Below are 17,908 nucleotides of genomic sequence, written 5' to 3'. Positions count from 1 at the left end.
GACGCCGCTTCATCGCACCGGCTCTGCCTGCCAACTTAGGTTACATACTGCGGATATAGTCATCCATTTCAGTTTTCAGGTTATCGGACTTAGTACCGAAAATTGCCTGAACACCTGAACCTGCTACCACCACACCTCGTGCGCCGAGGCTTTTCAGTTCAGCCTGATCCACTTTGCCCACATCCGCCACGCTCACACGCAGACGGGTAATACAGGCATCCAGATTAGTGATGTTCTCTTTACCACCAAACGCGGTAACCAGCTTGCCCGCCATTTCGCTACCGGTTGCGCTGCTCTGCTCCATTGCTGTGTCCTCACGACCCGGTGTTTTCAGGTTCAGTTTTACAATCAGGAAACGGAATACGCTGTAGTAAATCAGGCCGTAGATAATACCGACAATCGGGAACAACCAGATTTTACTACTGTTGCCGCTCAGTACGATAAAGTCGATCAAACCGTGTGAGAAGCTGGTGCCATCACGCATGCCCAGCAGGATACAGATTGGGAATGCAAGGCCAGCCAGAATCGCATGGATCACATACAGAATCGGCGCGACGAACATGAAGGAGAATTCGATCGGCTCGGTTATACCGGTCAGGAACGAGGTCAGCGCCGCTGAGATCATGATGCCGCCCACTTTGGCGCGGTTTTCTGGTTTAGCTGAATGCCAAATCGCAATCGCTGCCGCTGGCAGACCATACATTTTGAACAGGAAGCCACCTGACAGTTTACCTGCCGTTGGGTCGCCCGCCATATAGCGCGGAATATCACCGTGGAATACCTGACCGGCTGCATTGGTGAATTCACCAATTTGCATCTGGAAAGGTACGTTCCAGATGTGGTGCAGACCAAATGGTACCAGCGAACGCTCAATCAGGCCGTAAAGGCCAAAGGCCACTACCGGGTTTTGATAGGCAGCCCACTGGGAGAAGTCTTGAATGGCAGTACCGATTGGCGGCCAGATGAATGACAGCACCACACCGGTGAAAATCGCCGTCAGACCTGAGATGATCGGGACAAAGCGCTTGCCCGCAAAAAAGCCAAGATACTCAGGCAGCTTGATGCGGTAGAAACGATTGAACATATAGGCAGCAATTGAGCCCGCGATGATCCCGCCTAGCACACCGGTATCCGCCAGATGCTTGGCTTCGATTTCCGCAGCCGGTAAATGCAGCACTAACGGTGCCACTACCGCCATGGTTTTCACCATGATGCCGTAAGCCACTACCGCAGCCAGTGCTGAAACACCGTCATTATTGGTAAAGCCAAGAGCCACACCGATCGCGAAGATCAGTGGCATATTAGCAAATACCGAACCGCCCGCTTCCGCCATCACATGCGAAACCACGGCAGGTAGCCAGCTAAAGTTGGCAGAACCAACACCTAACAAAATACCGGCAATCGGCAGAACCGATACCGGCAACATCAGCGATTTACCTACTTTCTGCAGGTTCGCAAATGCGTTCTTGAACATAGAAACTCCTGAGTATGAGTGCAATTTTTTTGCGCAGTGCGCATGGCTTAGGGGGAGGATCCTTCGCCGGGTGACGCTGAGCGTCTTTTGATTTATTACGAAGAGTAAAATAAATCGCTAATTGTTAAATTGACGGCCATCACATTTCGCTAAGAGTGGCCGCGTCTTTTCAGTTGTTTCTTACAGATCCGGCTTAAAAAACAGCAATAAAACGCTGCCTGCACCCGTTAAGATGCAGTGCAGCCGATGGTTTTCTGATTAATTACAGTATTTGAAATAAAGTCGTTAGCTACCGAGACGACTCATTGGGATATGGAACAAGCGGGAGAAATTTTCCGTCGTCACAGCGGCCAGCGTCTCAATATCGACGCCTTTTAATATCGCCATGTAGTCTGCCACATCGCGGGTAAATGCCGGTTGATTCTCTTTACCACGGTGTGGCACGGGTGCCAGATAGGGAGAATCGGTTTCCACCAGCATACGATCCAGCGGTACATAGCGCGCCGCTTCGCGAATTTGTTCGGCATTGCGAAAAGTGAGAATGCCTGAGAAAGAGATATAAAAGCCCAAATCCAGCAGCTTCGCCGCAGTTTCTTTATCTTCAGTGAAGCAGTGCAGCACACCGCCACATTTCTCTACGTTTTCTTCACGCAAAATCGCCAAGGTATCTTCACGTGCGTCGCGGGTATGAACAATAATCGGTTTATTCAGCGCAATGCCCGTGCGGATATGCTCACGAAACGATGCTTGCTGCTGCGCTTTGGTCTCTTGTTGATAGAAATAATCCAGCCCGGTTTCACCGAGTGCGACCACGCGCTCTTCAGCCGCCAGCCGGCGAAACTCCTCAACATCATAGGGTGTTTCCTGATTCAACGGATGCACGCCGCAGGCTAACGCTACGTTTTCACGATCGCCAACCAGCTGTTTGATTTTGTAGTAATCCGGCAGCGTCGTCGCGATTGCCAGCATAAACTTCACATCACGCGCCGCCGCTTTGGCAATAACATCATCGAGATCGCGATGATGTTTTTCATAATCAAGGCCATCAAGATGGCAGTGTGAATCCACAATAAACATACTTCTCTCTTTCTCTCTTAGCCGACCACGGCGGGTGCGAGTAAACGCTCCCAAGCAAGCAAACGGTCAGTCAAAATTAATTCACGATTAAGGGCTGCCACATGTAGCAGTTGATCCCGACACTGCATCCATTGCTGTGCGCTGCTATTTAACGCGCCGCTGTTCAGCCTTTGCGCCAGTTGTGCAACCACATCCGGGCGATCGCCGTTGCTGAGCCACTGACTTGCCCCCTGCTGCACTTTCATTGCATCAACCAGCAGAGAAATCAGCCAGCTTAGTCGCTCAGCCACATCCTCTGCATTGAGCGCCGGCAGCAGCTGCAGCACATCATTATTGAGCGCGCTGATCAGCATTTCGCACAATTTTTCACGCGCCTGCCAGCGTTCAGGTTGTAACAGCGCCAGTGCGGCCGCCGGTGCGCCATTACTCAAGCGCAGTGCCGCACGCAGCGTGGCTTCCGGTTGCGGCTGCTGTTTCTGCAGCCACTGCAGACTATGCGCTTCTTCCGGTGGTGAAAGATGCCATGTCATGCAGCGGCTGCGGAGCGTAGCCAGCAAGCGTGAAGGCTCACGCACGCTGAGGAAGAACCAACAGTTCGCCGGCGGCTCTTCCAGCGTTTTCAGTAACGCATTGGCTGCGGCTTCAGTGAGCTGTGAAGCATCAGGCAGCCAGACGATTTTCGCACCGCCCTGCTGGGCAAAGTGATACAGCTTTTCGGTTACATCTCGCACCGCATCGATGCCTAGCGACGATTTGCCCTTTTCGGCTTCGAGCCGATACCAATCAGGGTGGGTATGCGCCTGCATCAGCTGGCAGCCGTGACAATGCCCGCAGCTTTTTAGCCCTTCAGGCTGCAGACACATCAACCAGCGACTAACGCCCCAAACCAGCGCATCATCGCCCATTCCCTCGATAGCTTGCACCAGCAGCGCATGATGTGCCTGACCGCTCTGATGGCGGGCGATAATCTGTCGGTAAGGTTGATTCAACCATGGATACCAGTTCATGCTGATTGATCTGCCAGCCAGCGACGCAGCGCCGTTTTAAGTGACAATGTCACTTCATCAATATTTTGCGTCGCATCAATAGTGAGGATAGAAGGATCCTGCGCGGCTAATGCCAGATAGCATTCACGCGTACGCTCAAAGAAGCGTAACGACTCTTGCTCAATACGATCTAACTCGCCGCGAGCTCGGGCGCGCTGCAAACCCACTTCTGGCGTGACATCGAGGTAAAGCGTGAGATCGGGACGGAAATCACCGAGTACCGCATCGCGTAGCGTGGTCATTAATTTTGCATCTACACCACGTCCGCCGCCCTGATACGCTTGAGAAGAGAGATCGTGGCGGTCGCCAATCACCCATGCACCACGTGCTAATGCTGGTTTAATCACGTTCTCCACCAGCTGCACGCGTGCCGCATAAAGCATCAGCAGTTCGGCTTTATCGGTGACCTGTTCACCATCAATACCCTGCTTAACCAGTACACGCAGCTGTTCCGCCAGCGGCGTTCCACCTGGCTCACGGGTAAAGACGACATCATTGATGCCATGTTCATGCAGCGCAGCAACTACCGCATTACGCGCAGTGGTTTTACCTGCGCCTTCAAGGCCTTCAATGACGATAAACTTACTTTTCATTTTTTTCCTTCATTGCCAGCCGATAAACCTGCACCGCTTTGTTGTGACTGGCCAAATTAGTCGTAAAAGTGTGCCCGCCTTTACCATCTGCGACAAAATAGAGGTAATTGGTCTTCTCTGGATGTGCTGCCGCCTCAAGCGAAGCACGGCTCGGCATGGCAATCGGACCCGGAGGCATACCGCTAATGGTGTAGGTATTGTAGTCGGTTGGGGTTTCGAGATCTTTACGCGTTAACGAGCCGGTATAGCTATCACCCATGCCGTAAATCACCGTAGGATCGGTCTGCAGTTTCATGCCCGTACGCAGGCGATTGATAAATACTGATGCCACGCGTGCGCGCTCTTCGCTGACGCCGGTTTCTTTCTCAATGATTGACGCCATGGTCACCAGATCCTGCTCTTTTTTATAAGGCAGGTTATCCATGCGGCCCTGCCAGATCTCATCAACCAGCTTATTCATGCGTGCATGAGCCCGCTCCAGCAGCGCCACATCGCTGGTATTTGCCGTATAAAGATAGGTATCGGGATAGAAACTGCCCTCGAGTTGGCTGGGCTCAAGTTTGAGCGCCGTGGCAACGGTGGCAAACTCATCGTCGGTGAGCGTGTGTTTGAGGTAAGGCGACTTGCGCAACTCAGCCAGCCACTCCTTCAGCCTTGAACCTTCAACAAAGCGTACCGGAAACTGAGCTTCTTTACCGCTGGCCAGCAGTTGCAGCAGTTGTCGTACCGTCATGCCTTTTTCCAGCCGATAGGTGCCTGCTTTAAACTTTGCCAGTTCTGGCTCCAGTTTTAATAGCGGACCAAACCAGATACTGGTGGGAATAATGTGCTGGCTTTCGAGCTGGGCTTCCAATACCACGCGGCCACTACCGGCCGGCAATGTGTAAATGGTTTCCTGTTGCAAAGTGAGTGGTGCATCAGCTAAGCGTTGAACCTGCCAATAGCTAAAGGCGGCGGCGAGCCCCGCTAATGCCACTACACCTGCGAGAATCTTTTTCATTCGAGTCATGATACTTCCATCGTCGGGCAACTGGCGCGCAGTTGCTGGTACAGCGAACGTGCGGTGAACGAAACATCGTCAATTTGTCGCACGGGTAAAACCGGCATCAGGGCATTGCAGATCACCACTTCATCGGCATTCAAAACCTCCTCCCTGCGGCTATCTATCAGCTGACAAGTCTGGCCAGATGCCGCCATTTCTGCCAGCAGATAACGGCGCATAATGCCATCTACACCGGCTTGCTCCAGGCGCGGCGTATAAAGGGTATTGCCTTTGCGCCAGAATAAATTGGCCGCACAGCATTCCACCACCGTCCCGTTAGTGTCAAGCACCAGTGCCTCGTCTCCGCCCGTCTGATCAAGATGGTGGCGAATGAGCACCTGCTCCAGGCGATTGAGATGCTTAACGCCGGCCAGCAGCGGATTTCGCGCCAGGCGAACAGGGCTGGTATTCAGCACGACACCCTGCTGTTGCAGCGCGGCATAATGATGTGGCCAGGGAGAAAGCGAAAGGATGCGGGTAGGCATGGTGCAGCCGGTACGGCTGTAACCGCGGCCACCTGCGCCTGGCGTCAAAATCACCTTTAACACCGCCTGCGCTTGCCCATGAGCAGCCTGCTGCATCTCTTTAGCCAGCTGCTGCAAGTCCGGAATGCGCATCAATAACCGTTCACAGCCATCTTTAAGGCGTTGCAGATGGGCAGCAAGCATAACAATCTGGCCATTAACCACCGCCGCGGTAGTAAAACAGCCATCACCAAATTGCACAGCGCGATCGCGTGCTGAAAGTTCGGTCTGCTTTACCCCGTTTATCCACATGTTGATTACCCTGAGCGTTGTGCCTGTTTTCAATACCACTGCAGCACGTAAAATTCCACGCTACTGCGTGTCAAAATATAAAAAAGGCCCGCATTGCGGGCCTCTGTTCAGCTAAGTAGCGATTAAACTTTGCGGAAGATCAGCGAGCCGTTAGTGCCGCCAAATCCGAAGGAGTTACACAAGGTATACTCCAATCCGCTTACCTGGCGCGCCGTGTGTGGCACAAAGTCCAGGTCACAACCTTCGTCAGGATTGTCGAGGTTAATCGTTGGTGGAACCGCCTGATCGCGCAGCGCCAGAATCGAATAAATTGCTTCTACCGCGCCTGCTGCACCCAGCAGATGGCCCGTCATCGATTTGGTTGAGCTCACCATCACGCTATGAGCCGCAGCACCAAACACCGATTTCACCGCCTGAGCTTCCGCTTTATCACCGGCTGGCGTCGAGGTGCCATGCGCGTTGACATAACCGATCTGCTCAGCGTTCAGCTGTGCATCACGCAGTGCGTTAACCATCGCTGCTGCTGCACCTGAACCATCTTCTGGCGGTGACGTCATGTGGTAAGCATCGCTGCTCATACCAAAACCAATGATTTCAGCATAAATTTTCGCGCCGCGTTTCTTAGCGTGTTCGTACTCTTCCAGCACGACAATGCCTGCACCATCACCTAACACGAAACCGTCACGATCTTTATCCCACGGACGGCTCGCCGCCTGCGGATTGTCGTTACGCGTGGAGAGCGCACGTGCAGCACCAAAACCACCCACACCCAATGGCGTACTGGCTTTCTCCGCACCACCTGCCAGCATCACATCAGCATCGTTATACGCGATGATACGCGCAGCGTGACCAATGTTATGCACACCAGACGTACACGCAGTAGCGATTGAGATGCTAGGACCTTTTAGGCCATACATGATGGTGAGGTGACCGGCCACCATATTTACAATGGTAGAAGGCACGAAGAAGGGGCTGATTTTGCGCGGTCCACCTTTGACCAGCGAGCTGTGGTTATCTTCAATCAAACCCAGTCCGCCAATGCCAGAACCGATTGCCGCACCAATGCGACCAGCATTCTCATCGGTTACGACCAGACCTGAGTCTGCCATAGCCTGAATACCCGCAACGATGCCGTATTGGATGAAGTCATCCATCTTGCGCTGATCTTTGCGCGAGATGAAATCATCGCAATTGAAATCTCTTACTAAGCCTGCAAAACGTGTTGCATAGGCACTAGTATCAAAATGGTCGATCAGGCTAATGCCGCTCTGACCGGCAAGGAGAGCACTCCAGGTAGACTCTACGGTATTGCCGACAGGAGACAACATGCCAAGACCAGTCACAACTACACGACGCTTAGACACGCACGTCCTCCAGGGAGGGAAAAAATAACGCTATGTGGGGCAAACATAAAACTCAGGCGGTCGAGATGACCGCCTGAAGATATTCATTAGCCTTTATGGCTATTGATGTAGTCGATCGCTGCCTGAACGGTAGTGATTTTCTCAGCTTCTTCGTCTGGAATTTCAGTATCAAACTCTTCTTCCAGAGCCATTACCAGCTCAACGGTGTCAAGAGAATCTGCACCCAGGTCTTCTACGAAAGAAGCAGAGTTGATCACTTCGTCTTCTTTAACACCCAGCTGCTCAGCTACGATTTTCTTAACGCGTTGTTCGATATCGCTCATACTATTTAATTTCCTATCAAAACTCGCTTTCGCGATGGTTTTCGTAGTGTATAAAATGTTGAAAAAGATGCAACAAAATCCCGGCTGGTCTAACCACGATTTTGCGTTATTCTGCGGTGTTTACCGCAGATAAAGCAAATCATTTCGTGATTATCAGACCATGTACATACCGCCATTGACATGAAGCGTCTCACCCGTGATGTAGGCTGCTTCGTCAGAGGCTAAGAATGCAACAGCATTGGCAATCTCCTGCGGGTCGCCTAAACGGCCTGCTGGAACTTCTGCCAAAATACCCGAACGTTGATCATCGTTCAGTGCACGCGTCATGTCCGTCTCGATAAAGCCCGGAGCCACGACGTTTACAGTAATGCCACGTGACGCAATTTCTCGCGCCAGTGATTTGCTAAAGCCAATCAAACCTGCTTTTGCTGCCGCATAGTTTGCCTGACCCGCGTTACCCATGGTTCCAACTACAGAACCGATGGTAATGATACGGCCCACGCGTTTTTTCATCATGGCACGCATAACCGCCTTAGAAAGGCGGAACACCGATGTCAGGTTGGTATCAAGGATATCCGCCCACTCATCGTCTTTCATGCGCATCAACAGATTGTCACGCGTAATGCCTGCATTATTGACTAAAATGTCCACTTCGCCAAATTCAGCACGAACTTGTTCGAGCACGCTCTCAATTGAGGCCGCATCGGTTACGTTCAGCAGCAGGCCTTTGCCCTTGTCGCCGAGGTAAGCACTGATTGCTTCCGCACCGCTTGCACTGGTGGCGGTTCCCACCACTTTAGCACCGCGCGCAGCCAGCGTTTCCGCAATGGCGCGACCGATACCACGGCTTGCACCGGTAACCAGCGCTACTTTACCTTCAAAGCTCATGTTTTTCCTCTTATTCCTGTGAAAGGGCTGCGCTCAGTGAAGCAGGATCGTTCACTGCAGCAGCGCTCAGGCTATCCACAATACGTTTGGTCAAGCCGGTCAGCACTTTGCCTGGGCCAACCTCGAGCAGCTGTTCAACGCCCTGCGCAGCAATAAACTCGACCGATTCGGTCCAGCGCACTGGGCTGTAGAGCTGACGGACCAGCGCGCTACGAATTGCCGCGCCATCGGTTTCACATTTCACGTCAACATTGTTCACAACCGGTACGGTAGGCGCGTTGAAAGTGATAGCTTCTAACGCAATCGCCAGTTTATCCGCTGCGGGTTTCATTAGCGCGCAGTGCGACGGCACGCTAACCGGCAGCGGCAGCGCACGTTTGGCGCCTGCAGCCTTACACGCTGCGCCAGCACGTTCAACCGCTTCTTTGTTACCGGCGATAACCACCTGGCCTGGCGAGTTGAAGTTAACCGGTGAAACCACCTGGCCTTGCGCACTTTCTTCGCAGGCTTTACGGATCGATGCATCGTCCAGGCCAATAATGGCTTGCATCGCGCCGGTACCTTCCGGTACGGCTTCCTGCATCAATTTCCCGCGCAGCTCAACCAGCTTGATAGCATCAGCGAAATTCAACACGCCGGCACAAACCAACGCTGAGTATTCACCCAGGCTATGACCTGCCATCAGCGTGGGTTTTACCGCATTTTTGCTTTGCAATACGCGATAAATAGCCACAGAAGCGGCCAGCAACGCTGGCTGCGTCTGCCAGGTTTTATTCAATTCTTCAGCTGGCCCCTGCTGGACCAGCTGCCACAAGTCATAACCCAGCGCGGCGGAAGCTTCACCAAAAGTGGCTTCAACCTGCGGGTTTTCAGCAGCCAGGTCGGCTAACATGCCGACGGTCTGCGATCCCTGTCCAGGAAAAACATAAGCAAATTGCGTCATCTTTCGTTCCTGTCAATCAAAAGCGAACCAGTGCGGAACCCCAGGTGAAACCACCACCGAAGGCCTCCAGCAAAATCAGATGTCCCGGCTTGATACGGCCATCGCGCACCGCCTCGTCCAGTGCACTTGGCACGGAAGCGGCCGAGGTATTACCGTGACGATCCAGTGTGACTACGACTTTATCCATGCCCATACCGAGTTTTTTGGCCGTTGCGCTAATGATGCGCAGGTTCGCCTGATGCGGAACCAGCCAGTCGAGCATTTCACGATCAAGGTTGTTAGCCTGCAGGGTTTCGTCAACGATGTGTGCCAGTTCAGTTACGGCCACTTTGAAGACTTCATTACCCGCCATTGTCAGGTAAGCGGGCTCATCCTGATGGGCGCGATCCTGATACGGCAGCGTCAGCAATTTGCTGTAGCGTCCATCGGCATGCAGATGAGTAGAGAGGATACCCGGCTCTTCGCTCTGACTCAGAACAACAGCTCCCGCGCCATCGCCAAACAGAATGATAGTGCCACGATCGTTGGGATCGAGCGTACGTGCCAGCACATCTGCACCGATCACCAGCGCATGCTTAACCACGCCATTTTTAATGTATTGATCGGCAACGCTCAACGCATAGGTGAAGCCCGCGCAGGCGGCAGCCAAATCAAAAGCAGCACAATCTTCAATCTCCAGCATTTGCTGGATCATGCAGGCTGAGCTTGGGAAAGCGTGACTCGAGGACGTAGTGGCCACAATAATCAGGCCAACGTCATTCGCATGCACACCCGCCATCTCAAGCGCACGCTGTGCTGCGGTGAAGCCCATGGTGGCAACCGTTTCTTCCGGAGCGGCAATACGACGCTCACGGATGCCGGTACGGGTGACAATCCACTCGTCCGTCGTCTCGACCATTTTTTCCAGATCCGCATTGGAGCGAATCTGCTCAGGCAAATAGCTGCCCGTACCGATAATTTTGGTAAACATCTACGCTTTGTCACTCCTGGCTAATACAGTGTCAAGGCGCGCCGCAATCCTCTCTGGGACTTGCTTTCGCACCGTCTGCTCTGCCTGCTCTATCGCCACGGCAAATGCACGTTGATTCGCCGCACCGTGGCTTTTGATCACTGTCCCGCGCAATCCTAACAGACAAGCGCCATTGTACTGGTCGGGGTTGAGGTGGCCGAAACGCGTTGCCAGACGCTTTTGAATCCAGCGCCCCAGCAATCTTAGCCACCAGGCCCGTTTTTTTCCTTCCTCTGACGATTTCAGCAGAGAGAGGAACATTCTTACCACGCCTTCCATGGTCTTCAACGTGACGTTACCCACGAAGCCATCACAGACCAGCACATCCGTTTTGCCGGTGAGGAGATCGTTCCCCTCAAGGTAACCAATATAGTTGATTTGCGGTGACGCTCGTAGCACCGCAGATGCGGCGCGGATTGTTTCCAATCCTTTGGTCTCTTCCTGACCAATGTTCAACAGTGCAACCCGAGGCTGAGCAATTTCCAGCACTTCTTCGGCCATGACCGCGCCCATAATCGCAAACTGCACCAGCATATCGCTGTCAGACTCAACGTTAGCACCGAGATCCAGCACCACCGTTTTGCCATGCTGCTGATGCGGCAACACCGTCATCAACGCCGGACGCTCAATCCCATCCAGCGGCTTAAGCAACATTTTCGCCAGGCCCATCAGCGCGCCGGTATTTCCCGCACTGACGCAGGCTTGCGCTTTACCTTCTTTGACCAACTCTAACGCCACACGCATCGAACTGCCGCGGCTATTACGAATTGCCTGAGAAGGTTTGGCATCACTTGCAATAACCGATTCGGCAGGGATGACCTGCACACGCCTCTGTAACGAGGAATCCGCTTTGGCAAGAAATGACGAGATGATGTCGGGATCACCGACCAGAAGAAGAACCAGCTCCGAATGAGAGGCCAGTGCCTGCAAGGATGCAGGCACTGTCACGCAGGGACCGAAGTCCCCGCCCATGGCATCAACTGCCAGGGTCAAACGTGTCAAGGTATCGCCTTGTGTAATCGCGAGGATTACTTGGTGATAACCTTGCGACCGCGGTAGTAACCATCCGCAGTGATATGGTGACGCAGATGAGTTTCGCCAGAAACTTTATCTACTGACAGAGCAGCAGTGGTCAGAGCATCGTGTGAACGACGCATACCACGCTTAGAACGGGTTGGTTTATTCTGTTGTACGGCCATGGACCTTACTCCTATTACTTACGCTTTAAACTGGCTAATACGGCAAACGGATTTGGTTTTTCTGCCTCTGGAGGCAATTGACCAAATACCATGTCCGCGTCGGACACTTCACAGTGTTCAGAATCATGCACCGGAACCACGGGCAGCGCGAGGATGAGTTCATCTTCGATCACCGCCAGCAAGTCGATCTCACCAAAATCATTGACATCAACTGGCTCGTAGGCTTCCGGTAGTGCCTCGGCCTGCTCATCAGAAGAGACAGGACTGAAGCAATAGCTTACGTGAACATGACGTGGAAACGACTGGTTGCAGCGTTGACATGACAAAGTCACCTGCACTTCGGCTGTTCCTTGCAGAACGGCGAGGCGCTGGTTGTCAACCGCAAACGACATATCGCATTCAACATCACTGTCCACACTCACGACCGTTTCGGCCAAGCGCGCCACCAATTCAGGTGCATAAACACCATGATAATCAAGGCGTTTTTGCGCGGCGCGGACCGGATCGAGCGTCAGGGGTAATTTTACCTTTTGCATAGGGCGCGCATATTAACTTTGTAACGTCATAGAGTCAAAGAAAAAGGCCGGTTTACGGCATCTTTCACCCGTTAGTCGCATCCAGTGCGGCGCATAGTTTAAAATGACTGTCATCTTTACGCTATCTATTCTGAAAAAAAATGATGACACCTTTAGTTTTAGCATCCACCTCCCCTTTTCGTCAGGCATTGCTGGCCAAACTGGGTCTGCCTTTTATAACAGCCGCCCCCAACAGTGATGAAACGCCGTATCTCAATGAATCAGCGCCAGAACTGGTGCAGCGCCTGGCATTAGCCAAAGCACAGGCGCTGGCTGAGCATTACCCTGATAGCTGGATTATCGGTTCAGATCAGGTGTGCGTTCTGAATGGTGAGATTGCGGGTAAGCCTTATACCGTGGAGCAGGCTTGTCGGCAGTTGGCGGCGGCGAGCGGCAATGCGATCACATTTTACACGGGTTTGGCGCTCATCCAGCCGCAGAGCGGCAAACAAACCGTGATTTGCGAACCTTTTACCGTACATTTTCGTACGTTAAGTCGCGCAGAGATTCACGCGTATGTTGAGAAGGAGATGCCGCTTCAATGTGCAGGCAGTTTCAAAAGCGAAGGATTAGGTATTTGCCTGTTTGAAAGACTGGAAGGCCGCGATCCCAATACCTTAGTTGGCTTACCGCTGATTGCGTTAAACGAAATGTTAAGAAGTGCGGGCATCAACGCATTGAGTTGATACCCTGGTCATCAGGCTTTTTTTTCTGACGCAGCTGGGCAAGGCAGTGCTTCAAAGCGCCATCCAATGGCGCTTCCATTCGCAAGAGTTCGCCGGTATTAGGATGGGTAAAAGTCAGCGCGGCAGCATGTAAAAAAAGTCGCGATAGGCCGGTTGAGCTCAGTTGCGCATCAAATTCACGGTCGCCATAACGATCGTCAAAAGCGATCGGATGGCCGCCGTGAAGCGTATGGACGCGGATCTGGTGCGTACGGCCCGTTACCGGGCTGGCTTTGACTAAGGTCGCAAAACCGAATCGCTCTTCAACTTTAAAACGCGTCTCCGAAGGCTTGCCTTCTGCACTCACGCGCACCACGCGTTCGCCGCTCTGCAAAATGTTTTTCAGCAGCGGTGCCTGAACAACTTTCAAATGCGATGGCCAATCACCGCGTACCAGCGCCAAATAATCCTTTTGCATGCCCTTCTCGCGCAGTTGCTCATGCAGCGAACGCAACGCCGAACGCTTTTTAGCCACCAGCAAGATGCCGGAAGTGTCGCGATCGAGTCGGTGAACCAGCTCAAGGAAGCGCGCTTCTGGACGTAAGGCGCGCAGTCCTTCAATCACGCCAAAACTTAAGCCGCTGCCACCGTGTACCGCCGTACCTGATGGTTTGTTCAACACCAGTAAATAATCATCCTCATAAAGGATGGCATTGGTGAGCGCAGCAACTTTATCCAGCTTAGGTGAAACCGCCTGCTCTTCGCGTTCAGCAACGCGCACCGGGGGAATACGGAGCTCATCGCCATCTTCCAGCTTATATTCAGGTTTAACCCGCTTTTTATTCACCCGCACTTCGCCTTTACGCAAAATGCGATAAATCATGCTTTTCGGCACGCCCTTGAGCTGGGTACGCAGAAAATTATCAATACGTTGTCCGGCATTTTCAGCCGTGATGGCGACATACTGTACGCCCGGATTCTCTGTTTTCATGGCGGCGATTCTAAATAGTGTACCCGGATAGCGCCACCCCTTTTTCTGTGCTTAACTCTCTCTTTGTCGCACAGTTAAACGGGGAAAATGGCGACATTTTCACCGATGCGATGATTAGCCCTGCAAATGAACAGGTTATGGATGAATAAACTTCGCAGCTTGGCAAAAGTCGCCTTGCTATATGTTGGTGAGCAATGGAATAATGCAGGGGTTTCTGCCCTGGAAAGATTCAGGCAGGAAAAAGAGCGAAATAAGTCATTTTGCCGGATTGAACGGACACGCAGCAATGGCGTAAGACGTAATGTTAAATCAGGCACTTAGCGGGCTGCGGGTTGCGGCCTGGACGACAGACTAGGATGCGTGGATTTCTGAATACTCTGTAGCACTTCCACCTTCAGGCGCTGGATTTCCTTATGAAAAACAGGCCACCGACAAGATTTGCGCCCCTTTAGCCGCCGACAACCGTGAGGTTGACGTCAGTGCATTAAGACACGGGGCCATCGGTTGATTCTCGTCCAGGGTAACGATGCCCGCAGCTACATCACTCATGTGAGAATAACGAGTAAGTCACGATGAAAAGAATGTTAATAAACGCAACTCAGCAGGAGGAGTTGCGCGTTGCCCTGGTTGATGGACAACGTCTGTACGATCTGGATATTGAAAGTCCTGGACACGAACAGAAAAAAGCCAACATATACAAAGGTAAAATCACCCGCGTTGAACCGAGCCTTGAAGCTGCATTTGTCGATTACGGTGCAGAACGTCACGGTTTCCTCCCTCTAAAAGAAATTTCCCGCGAATATTTCCCATCCAACTACAACGCACATGGTCGTCCGAATATCAAAGATGTGCTGCGTGAAGGTCAGGAAGTTATCGTTCAAATTGATAAAGAGGAACGCGGTAATAAAGGTGCAGCACTGACAACCTTTATTTCGTTAGCCGGTAGCTATCTGGTATTGATGCCGAACAATCCTCGTGCTGGCGGCATTTCTCGCCGTATCGAGGGCGACGATCGTACCGAGTTGAAAGAAGCCCTCTCCGCGCTGGAACTGCCAGACGGTATGGGGTTAATCGTCCGCACCGCTGGCGTCGGTAAATCTGCCGAGTCGCTACAGTGGGATCTCAGCTTCCGTTTGAAACACTGGGAAGCAATCAAAAAAGCCGCAGACAGTCGCCCGGCACCTTTCCTGATCCATCAGGAAAGCAACGTGATCGTGCGCGCTTTCCGTGACTATCTGCGTCAGGATATTGGTGAAATCCTCATCGATAACCCGAAAGTTCTGGATCTGGCGCGTCAGCATATTGCTGCCCTCGGCCGTCCTGACTTTAGCAGCAAAATCAAACTGTACACCGGTGAAATCCCGCTGTTCAGCCATTACCAAATCGAATCGCAGATTGAATCCGCTTTCCAGCGTGAAGTTCGTCTGCCGTCAGGCGGTTCAATTGTTATTGATAGCACCGAAGCATTGACCGCTATTGATATCAACTCCGCACGCGCGACCCGCGGTGGCGATATCGAAGAAACGGCTTTCAATACCAATCTGGAAGCGGCCGATGAGATTGCGCGTCAGCTGCGTCTGCGCGATCTCGGCGGTTTAATTGTTATCGACTTCATTGATATGACGCCAGTGCGCCACCAGCGCGCCGTGGAAAATCGTCTGCGTGAAGCGGTGCGCCAGGATCGTGCTCGCATCCAGATCAGCCACATTTCCCGCTTCGGTTTGCTGGAGATGTCGCGTCAGCGCCTCAGCCCATCATTGGGTGAATCCAGCCATCACGTCTGCCCTCGCTGTAGCGGTACCGGCACCATCCGTGATAACGAATCACTGTCGCTGTCGATTCTGCGTCTGATTGAAGAAGAAGCGCTGAAAGACAACACCAAAGAAGTCCATGCGATTGTTCCCGTCCCGGTGGCGTCCTACCTGCTGAACGAAAAGCGTGATGCAGTCAGCGCCATCGAGAAACGCCAGGGCGGCGTGCGTGCCATCATCGTGCCAAACGATCAGATGGAAACGCCACACTACTCTGTGCTGCGCGTACGCAACGGCGAAGAGACGCAAACTCTTAGCTATCATCTGCCGAAACTGCACGAAGCGGAAATGGCGCTGCCTTCTGAAGAAGAGCACGCTGAGCGTCGTCGTCCGGAGCAGCCAGCACTGGCCGCTTTCGCAATGCCAGATGCACCACCAGCACCGGTTGAAGTGGTGAAAGACGTTCAGCCTGCAGTGGAAGCGAAAACCAAACCCGCAGTTGCCGCTCCGGCTGTCACCAACACTGGTTTCGTTGCCCGTCTGCTGAACGGTTTGAAGAAGATGTTCGCCGGTGATACACCAGCTGCAGCGCCTGCTGAAACTCAGCAAGAAGCACCAGCGGCGGCTGAATCTGAAAATACCCAGCAGCGTGGCGAACGTCGCAACAATAACAATCGTCGCAACAACCGTCGCGAACGCACTCCGCGCAATGGTGAGAATGGCCAGCAGGTGCGCGAAGGTCGTGAACCTCGCGAGCCGCGTGAAGCGCGTGAGCCACGTGAATCCCGCGAACCGCGTGACAATCAGGATAATCGTCGTAATAAGCGTCAAAATAGCGAGCCGCGTGAAGCTCGTCCTGTGCTGAGCGATGAAGCCCTTGAGCAGCGCGATGAGCAGCAGCAGCAGCGCCGCGAACAGCGCGCCGAGCGCCAGCGTCGTCGTCAGGAAGAGAAACGTGCGCAACAGCAGGATCAGAAAGTCGCTGAACCCGCAGTAAAAGCGGATGTAATCGATGAAAGCGTTGCTCAGGAAGAAGAACGTGTACAAGTGATGCCACGTCGTAAACAGCGTCAGCTGTCTCAACGTGTGCGGGTTGGCGAAGACAGTGAAATTGCATCAGAAACGCCTGCTCCGGTTGTGCATGAAGCTGCTGTAGAAACTGCGCCGCGTACCCAGTATCACGAGCAACCTGAAGCCAGTAATGACGAGCAGGATGATAGCGATAACCGTGACAACGCCAATATGCCGCGTCGTTCACGTCGTTCACCGCGTCACCTGCGCGTGAGTGGTCAGCGCCGCCGCCGTTATCGTGATGAGCGTTACCCAACGCAGTCTCCGATGCCGCTGGAATCTGCTGCTGCTTCCCCAGAAATGGCCTCAGGAAAAGTGTGGCTTAACTATCCGGTGGCACAAGCTCAGGAAGAATACACCACGCAAGATGCCATGCATGAAGTATCGGATTATGGCTACCAACAAGCCGCAGCGACCGTGGAACAACCCGCTGAAGTGGCTGCTGTTGAACCGGCCGTTGAGCAGGCAGCTGCAGAAGAGACAGTACATCAGGCTGAACCGCAGGCGCATATTGATGTGCCAGTGGTAAACACTGATGACGTCTCGCCAATTGCTGCGCCAGTCAACGAAGAGCCCGCGGTGATTACTGCTGCCGATGAACCTGTTGCACAGCAAATTGCTGCTGAAGCTGAGCCTGCGGCAATCGTTGAAGAAGCGAAGCCAGAAGCCAGTGAAGTGGCTGCGGTGGTTGAGCAGGCACCGGCAGATGTTTCGCCAGCAGTGGAAGCTCAGGTTGAAGAGGTTCTGGCTGCGCCAGTGGCGGCTGTTGCTGAAGTCACGCCGGTAACTGAACCTCATGCGCCAGTTGCGGCACGTGACACTGCAGTAACCACAGCTAAAACACGCTTTAAACATCATGCAACTGCACCGATGACCAAAGCGCCTGCACCAGCGTGGCAACCGGAGCCGGCTCGTCACAGCGAATGGGTTCGTCCACCGTTCGACTTTGATGGACGGGGTTCTGCGGGTGGTCATAGCGCCACGCATCAAGCCACCGCACCGGCAACACGCCCGGAAAGCGCGTAAGCTTTAGCAAGTCAGTAAACATCAAACCCCGGCGAGTCCGGGGTTTTTTATTGGCTGACATTCAGCCACTTCATCACTTAGCGTGTTTCTTACCG

General features: G+C 53.1%; 17 protein-coding genes. 2 read left to right on the top strand and 15 right to left on the bottom strand.

Annotation, left to right across the window (positions count from 1 at the left end; translation table 11 throughout):
• Positions 1-40 precede the first annotated feature (40 nt).
• From ptsG to yceD, 14 genes are all read right to left on the bottom strand, one after another.
• Positions 41-1,474: a PTS glucose transporter subunit IIBC gene (gene ptsG / locus AC07WB_RS07485; protein WP_097094240.1), complete on the bottom strand. Its 1,434-nt coding sequence runs from the start codon at positions 1,472-1,474 to the stop codon at positions 41-43.
• 285 nt (positions 1,475-1,759) lie between these two features.
• Positions 1,760-2,551, bottom strand: coding sequence for a metal-dependent hydrolase (locus AC07WB_RS07480; protein ID WP_345826878.1), 792 nt, complete (start codon positions 2,549-2,551; stop codon positions 1,760-1,762).
• A gap of 17 nt (positions 2,552-2,568) precedes the next feature.
• A complete protein-coding gene (holB, locus tag AC07WB_RS07475) occupies positions 2,569-3,558 on the bottom strand; it encodes a DNA polymerase III subunit delta' (protein WP_345826879.1) in 990 nt (329 codons plus the stop codon).
• A complete protein-coding gene (gene tmk / locus AC07WB_RS07470; protein WP_345826880.1) occupies positions 3,555-4,190 on the bottom strand; it encodes a dTMP kinase in 636 nt (211 codons plus the stop codon). The genes holB and tmk overlap by 4 nt, the downstream gene beginning before the upstream one ends.
• Complete coding sequence (mltG, locus tag AC07WB_RS07465) at positions 4,180-5,199, bottom strand: endolytic transglycosylase MltG (RefSeq protein WP_097094244.1); 1,020 nt, start codon at positions 5,197-5,199, stop codon at positions 4,180-4,182. The genes tmk and mltG overlap by 11 nt, the downstream gene beginning before the upstream one ends.
• Positions 5,196-6,008, bottom strand: coding sequence for an aminodeoxychorismate lyase (gene pabC / locus AC07WB_RS07460; protein WP_494940253.1), 813 nt, complete (start codon positions 6,006-6,008; stop codon positions 5,196-5,198). The genes mltG and pabC overlap by 4 nt, the downstream gene beginning before the upstream one ends.
• A gap of 122 nt (positions 6,009-6,130) precedes the next feature.
• On the bottom strand, positions 6,131-7,372 hold the full coding sequence (fabF, locus tag AC07WB_RS07455; RefSeq protein ID WP_097094246.1) for a beta-ketoacyl-ACP synthase II: 1,242 nt from the start codon (positions 7,370-7,372) through the stop codon (positions 6,131-6,133).
• 86 nt (positions 7,373-7,458) lie between these two features.
• The gene (acpP, locus tag AC07WB_RS07450; protein ID WP_097094247.1) at positions 7,459-7,695 is read right to left on the bottom strand and encodes an acyl carrier protein; all 237 of its coding nucleotides are present in this window, start codon (positions 7,693-7,695) and stop codon (positions 7,459-7,461) included.
• Between the two features lie 153 nt (positions 7,696-7,848).
• On the bottom strand, positions 7,849-8,583 hold the full coding sequence (gene fabG / locus AC07WB_RS07445; RefSeq protein ID WP_097094248.1) for a 3-oxoacyl-ACP reductase FabG: 735 nt from the start codon (positions 8,581-8,583) through the stop codon (positions 7,849-7,851).
• Positions 8,584-8,593: 10 nt separating this feature from the next.
• On the bottom strand, positions 8,594-9,526 hold the full coding sequence (fabD, locus tag AC07WB_RS07440; protein ID WP_494940252.1) for an ACP S-malonyltransferase: 933 nt from the start codon (positions 9,524-9,526) through the stop codon (positions 8,594-8,596).
• A gap of 16 nt (positions 9,527-9,542) precedes the next feature.
• Positions 9,543-10,496, bottom strand: coding sequence for a beta-ketoacyl-ACP synthase III (locus AC07WB_RS07435; protein ID WP_097094250.1), 954 nt, complete (start codon positions 10,494-10,496; stop codon positions 9,543-9,545).
• On the bottom strand, positions 10,497-11,537 hold the full coding sequence (gene plsX / locus AC07WB_RS07430; protein ID WP_097094251.1) for a phosphate acyltransferase PlsX: 1,041 nt from the start codon (positions 11,535-11,537) through the stop codon (positions 10,497-10,499).
• Between the two features lie 26 nt (positions 11,538-11,563).
• Positions 11,564-11,734: a 50S ribosomal protein L32 gene (gene rpmF, locus AC07WB_RS07425; protein ID WP_007885783.1), complete on the bottom strand. Its 171-nt coding sequence runs from the start codon at positions 11,732-11,734 to the stop codon at positions 11,564-11,566.
• 14 nt (positions 11,735-11,748) lie between these two features.
• Entirely contained in the window at positions 11,749-12,270 is a 522-nt protein-coding gene (gene yceD / locus AC07WB_RS07420) for a 23S rRNA accumulation protein YceD (RefSeq protein WP_097094252.1), read from the bottom strand.
• Between the two features lie 143 nt (positions 12,271-12,413).
• Between yceD and AC07WB_RS07415 the strand changes: the two genes are divergently transcribed.
• A complete protein-coding gene (locus AC07WB_RS07415) occupies positions 12,414-12,995 on the top strand; it encodes a Maf family protein (RefSeq protein ID WP_494940251.1) in 582 nt (193 codons plus the stop codon).
• Here AC07WB_RS07415 and rluC read toward each other — a convergent pair.
• Entirely contained in the window at positions 12,979-13,965 is a 987-nt protein-coding gene (gene rluC / locus AC07WB_RS07410) for a 23S rRNA pseudouridine(955/2504/2580) synthase RluC (RefSeq protein ID WP_494940250.1), read from the bottom strand. The genes AC07WB_RS07415 and rluC overlap by 17 nt on opposite strands.
• A gap of 572 nt (positions 13,966-14,537) precedes the next feature.
• Here rluC and rne point away from each other — a divergent pair.
• Positions 14,538-17,813, top strand: a complete 3,276-nt coding sequence (gene rne / locus AC07WB_RS07405) for a ribonuclease E (protein WP_494940249.1) — start codon at positions 14,538-14,540, stop codon at positions 17,811-17,813.
• The last annotated feature ends 95 nt before the right edge of the window (positions 17,814-17,908 follow it).

This window comes from Pantoea sp. GW821-FHT03E06 (assembly GCF_059420725.1).
The sequence above is the reverse complement of the archived record's forward strand: the minus strand, read 5'-3'. Positions and strand labels throughout refer to the sequence as shown.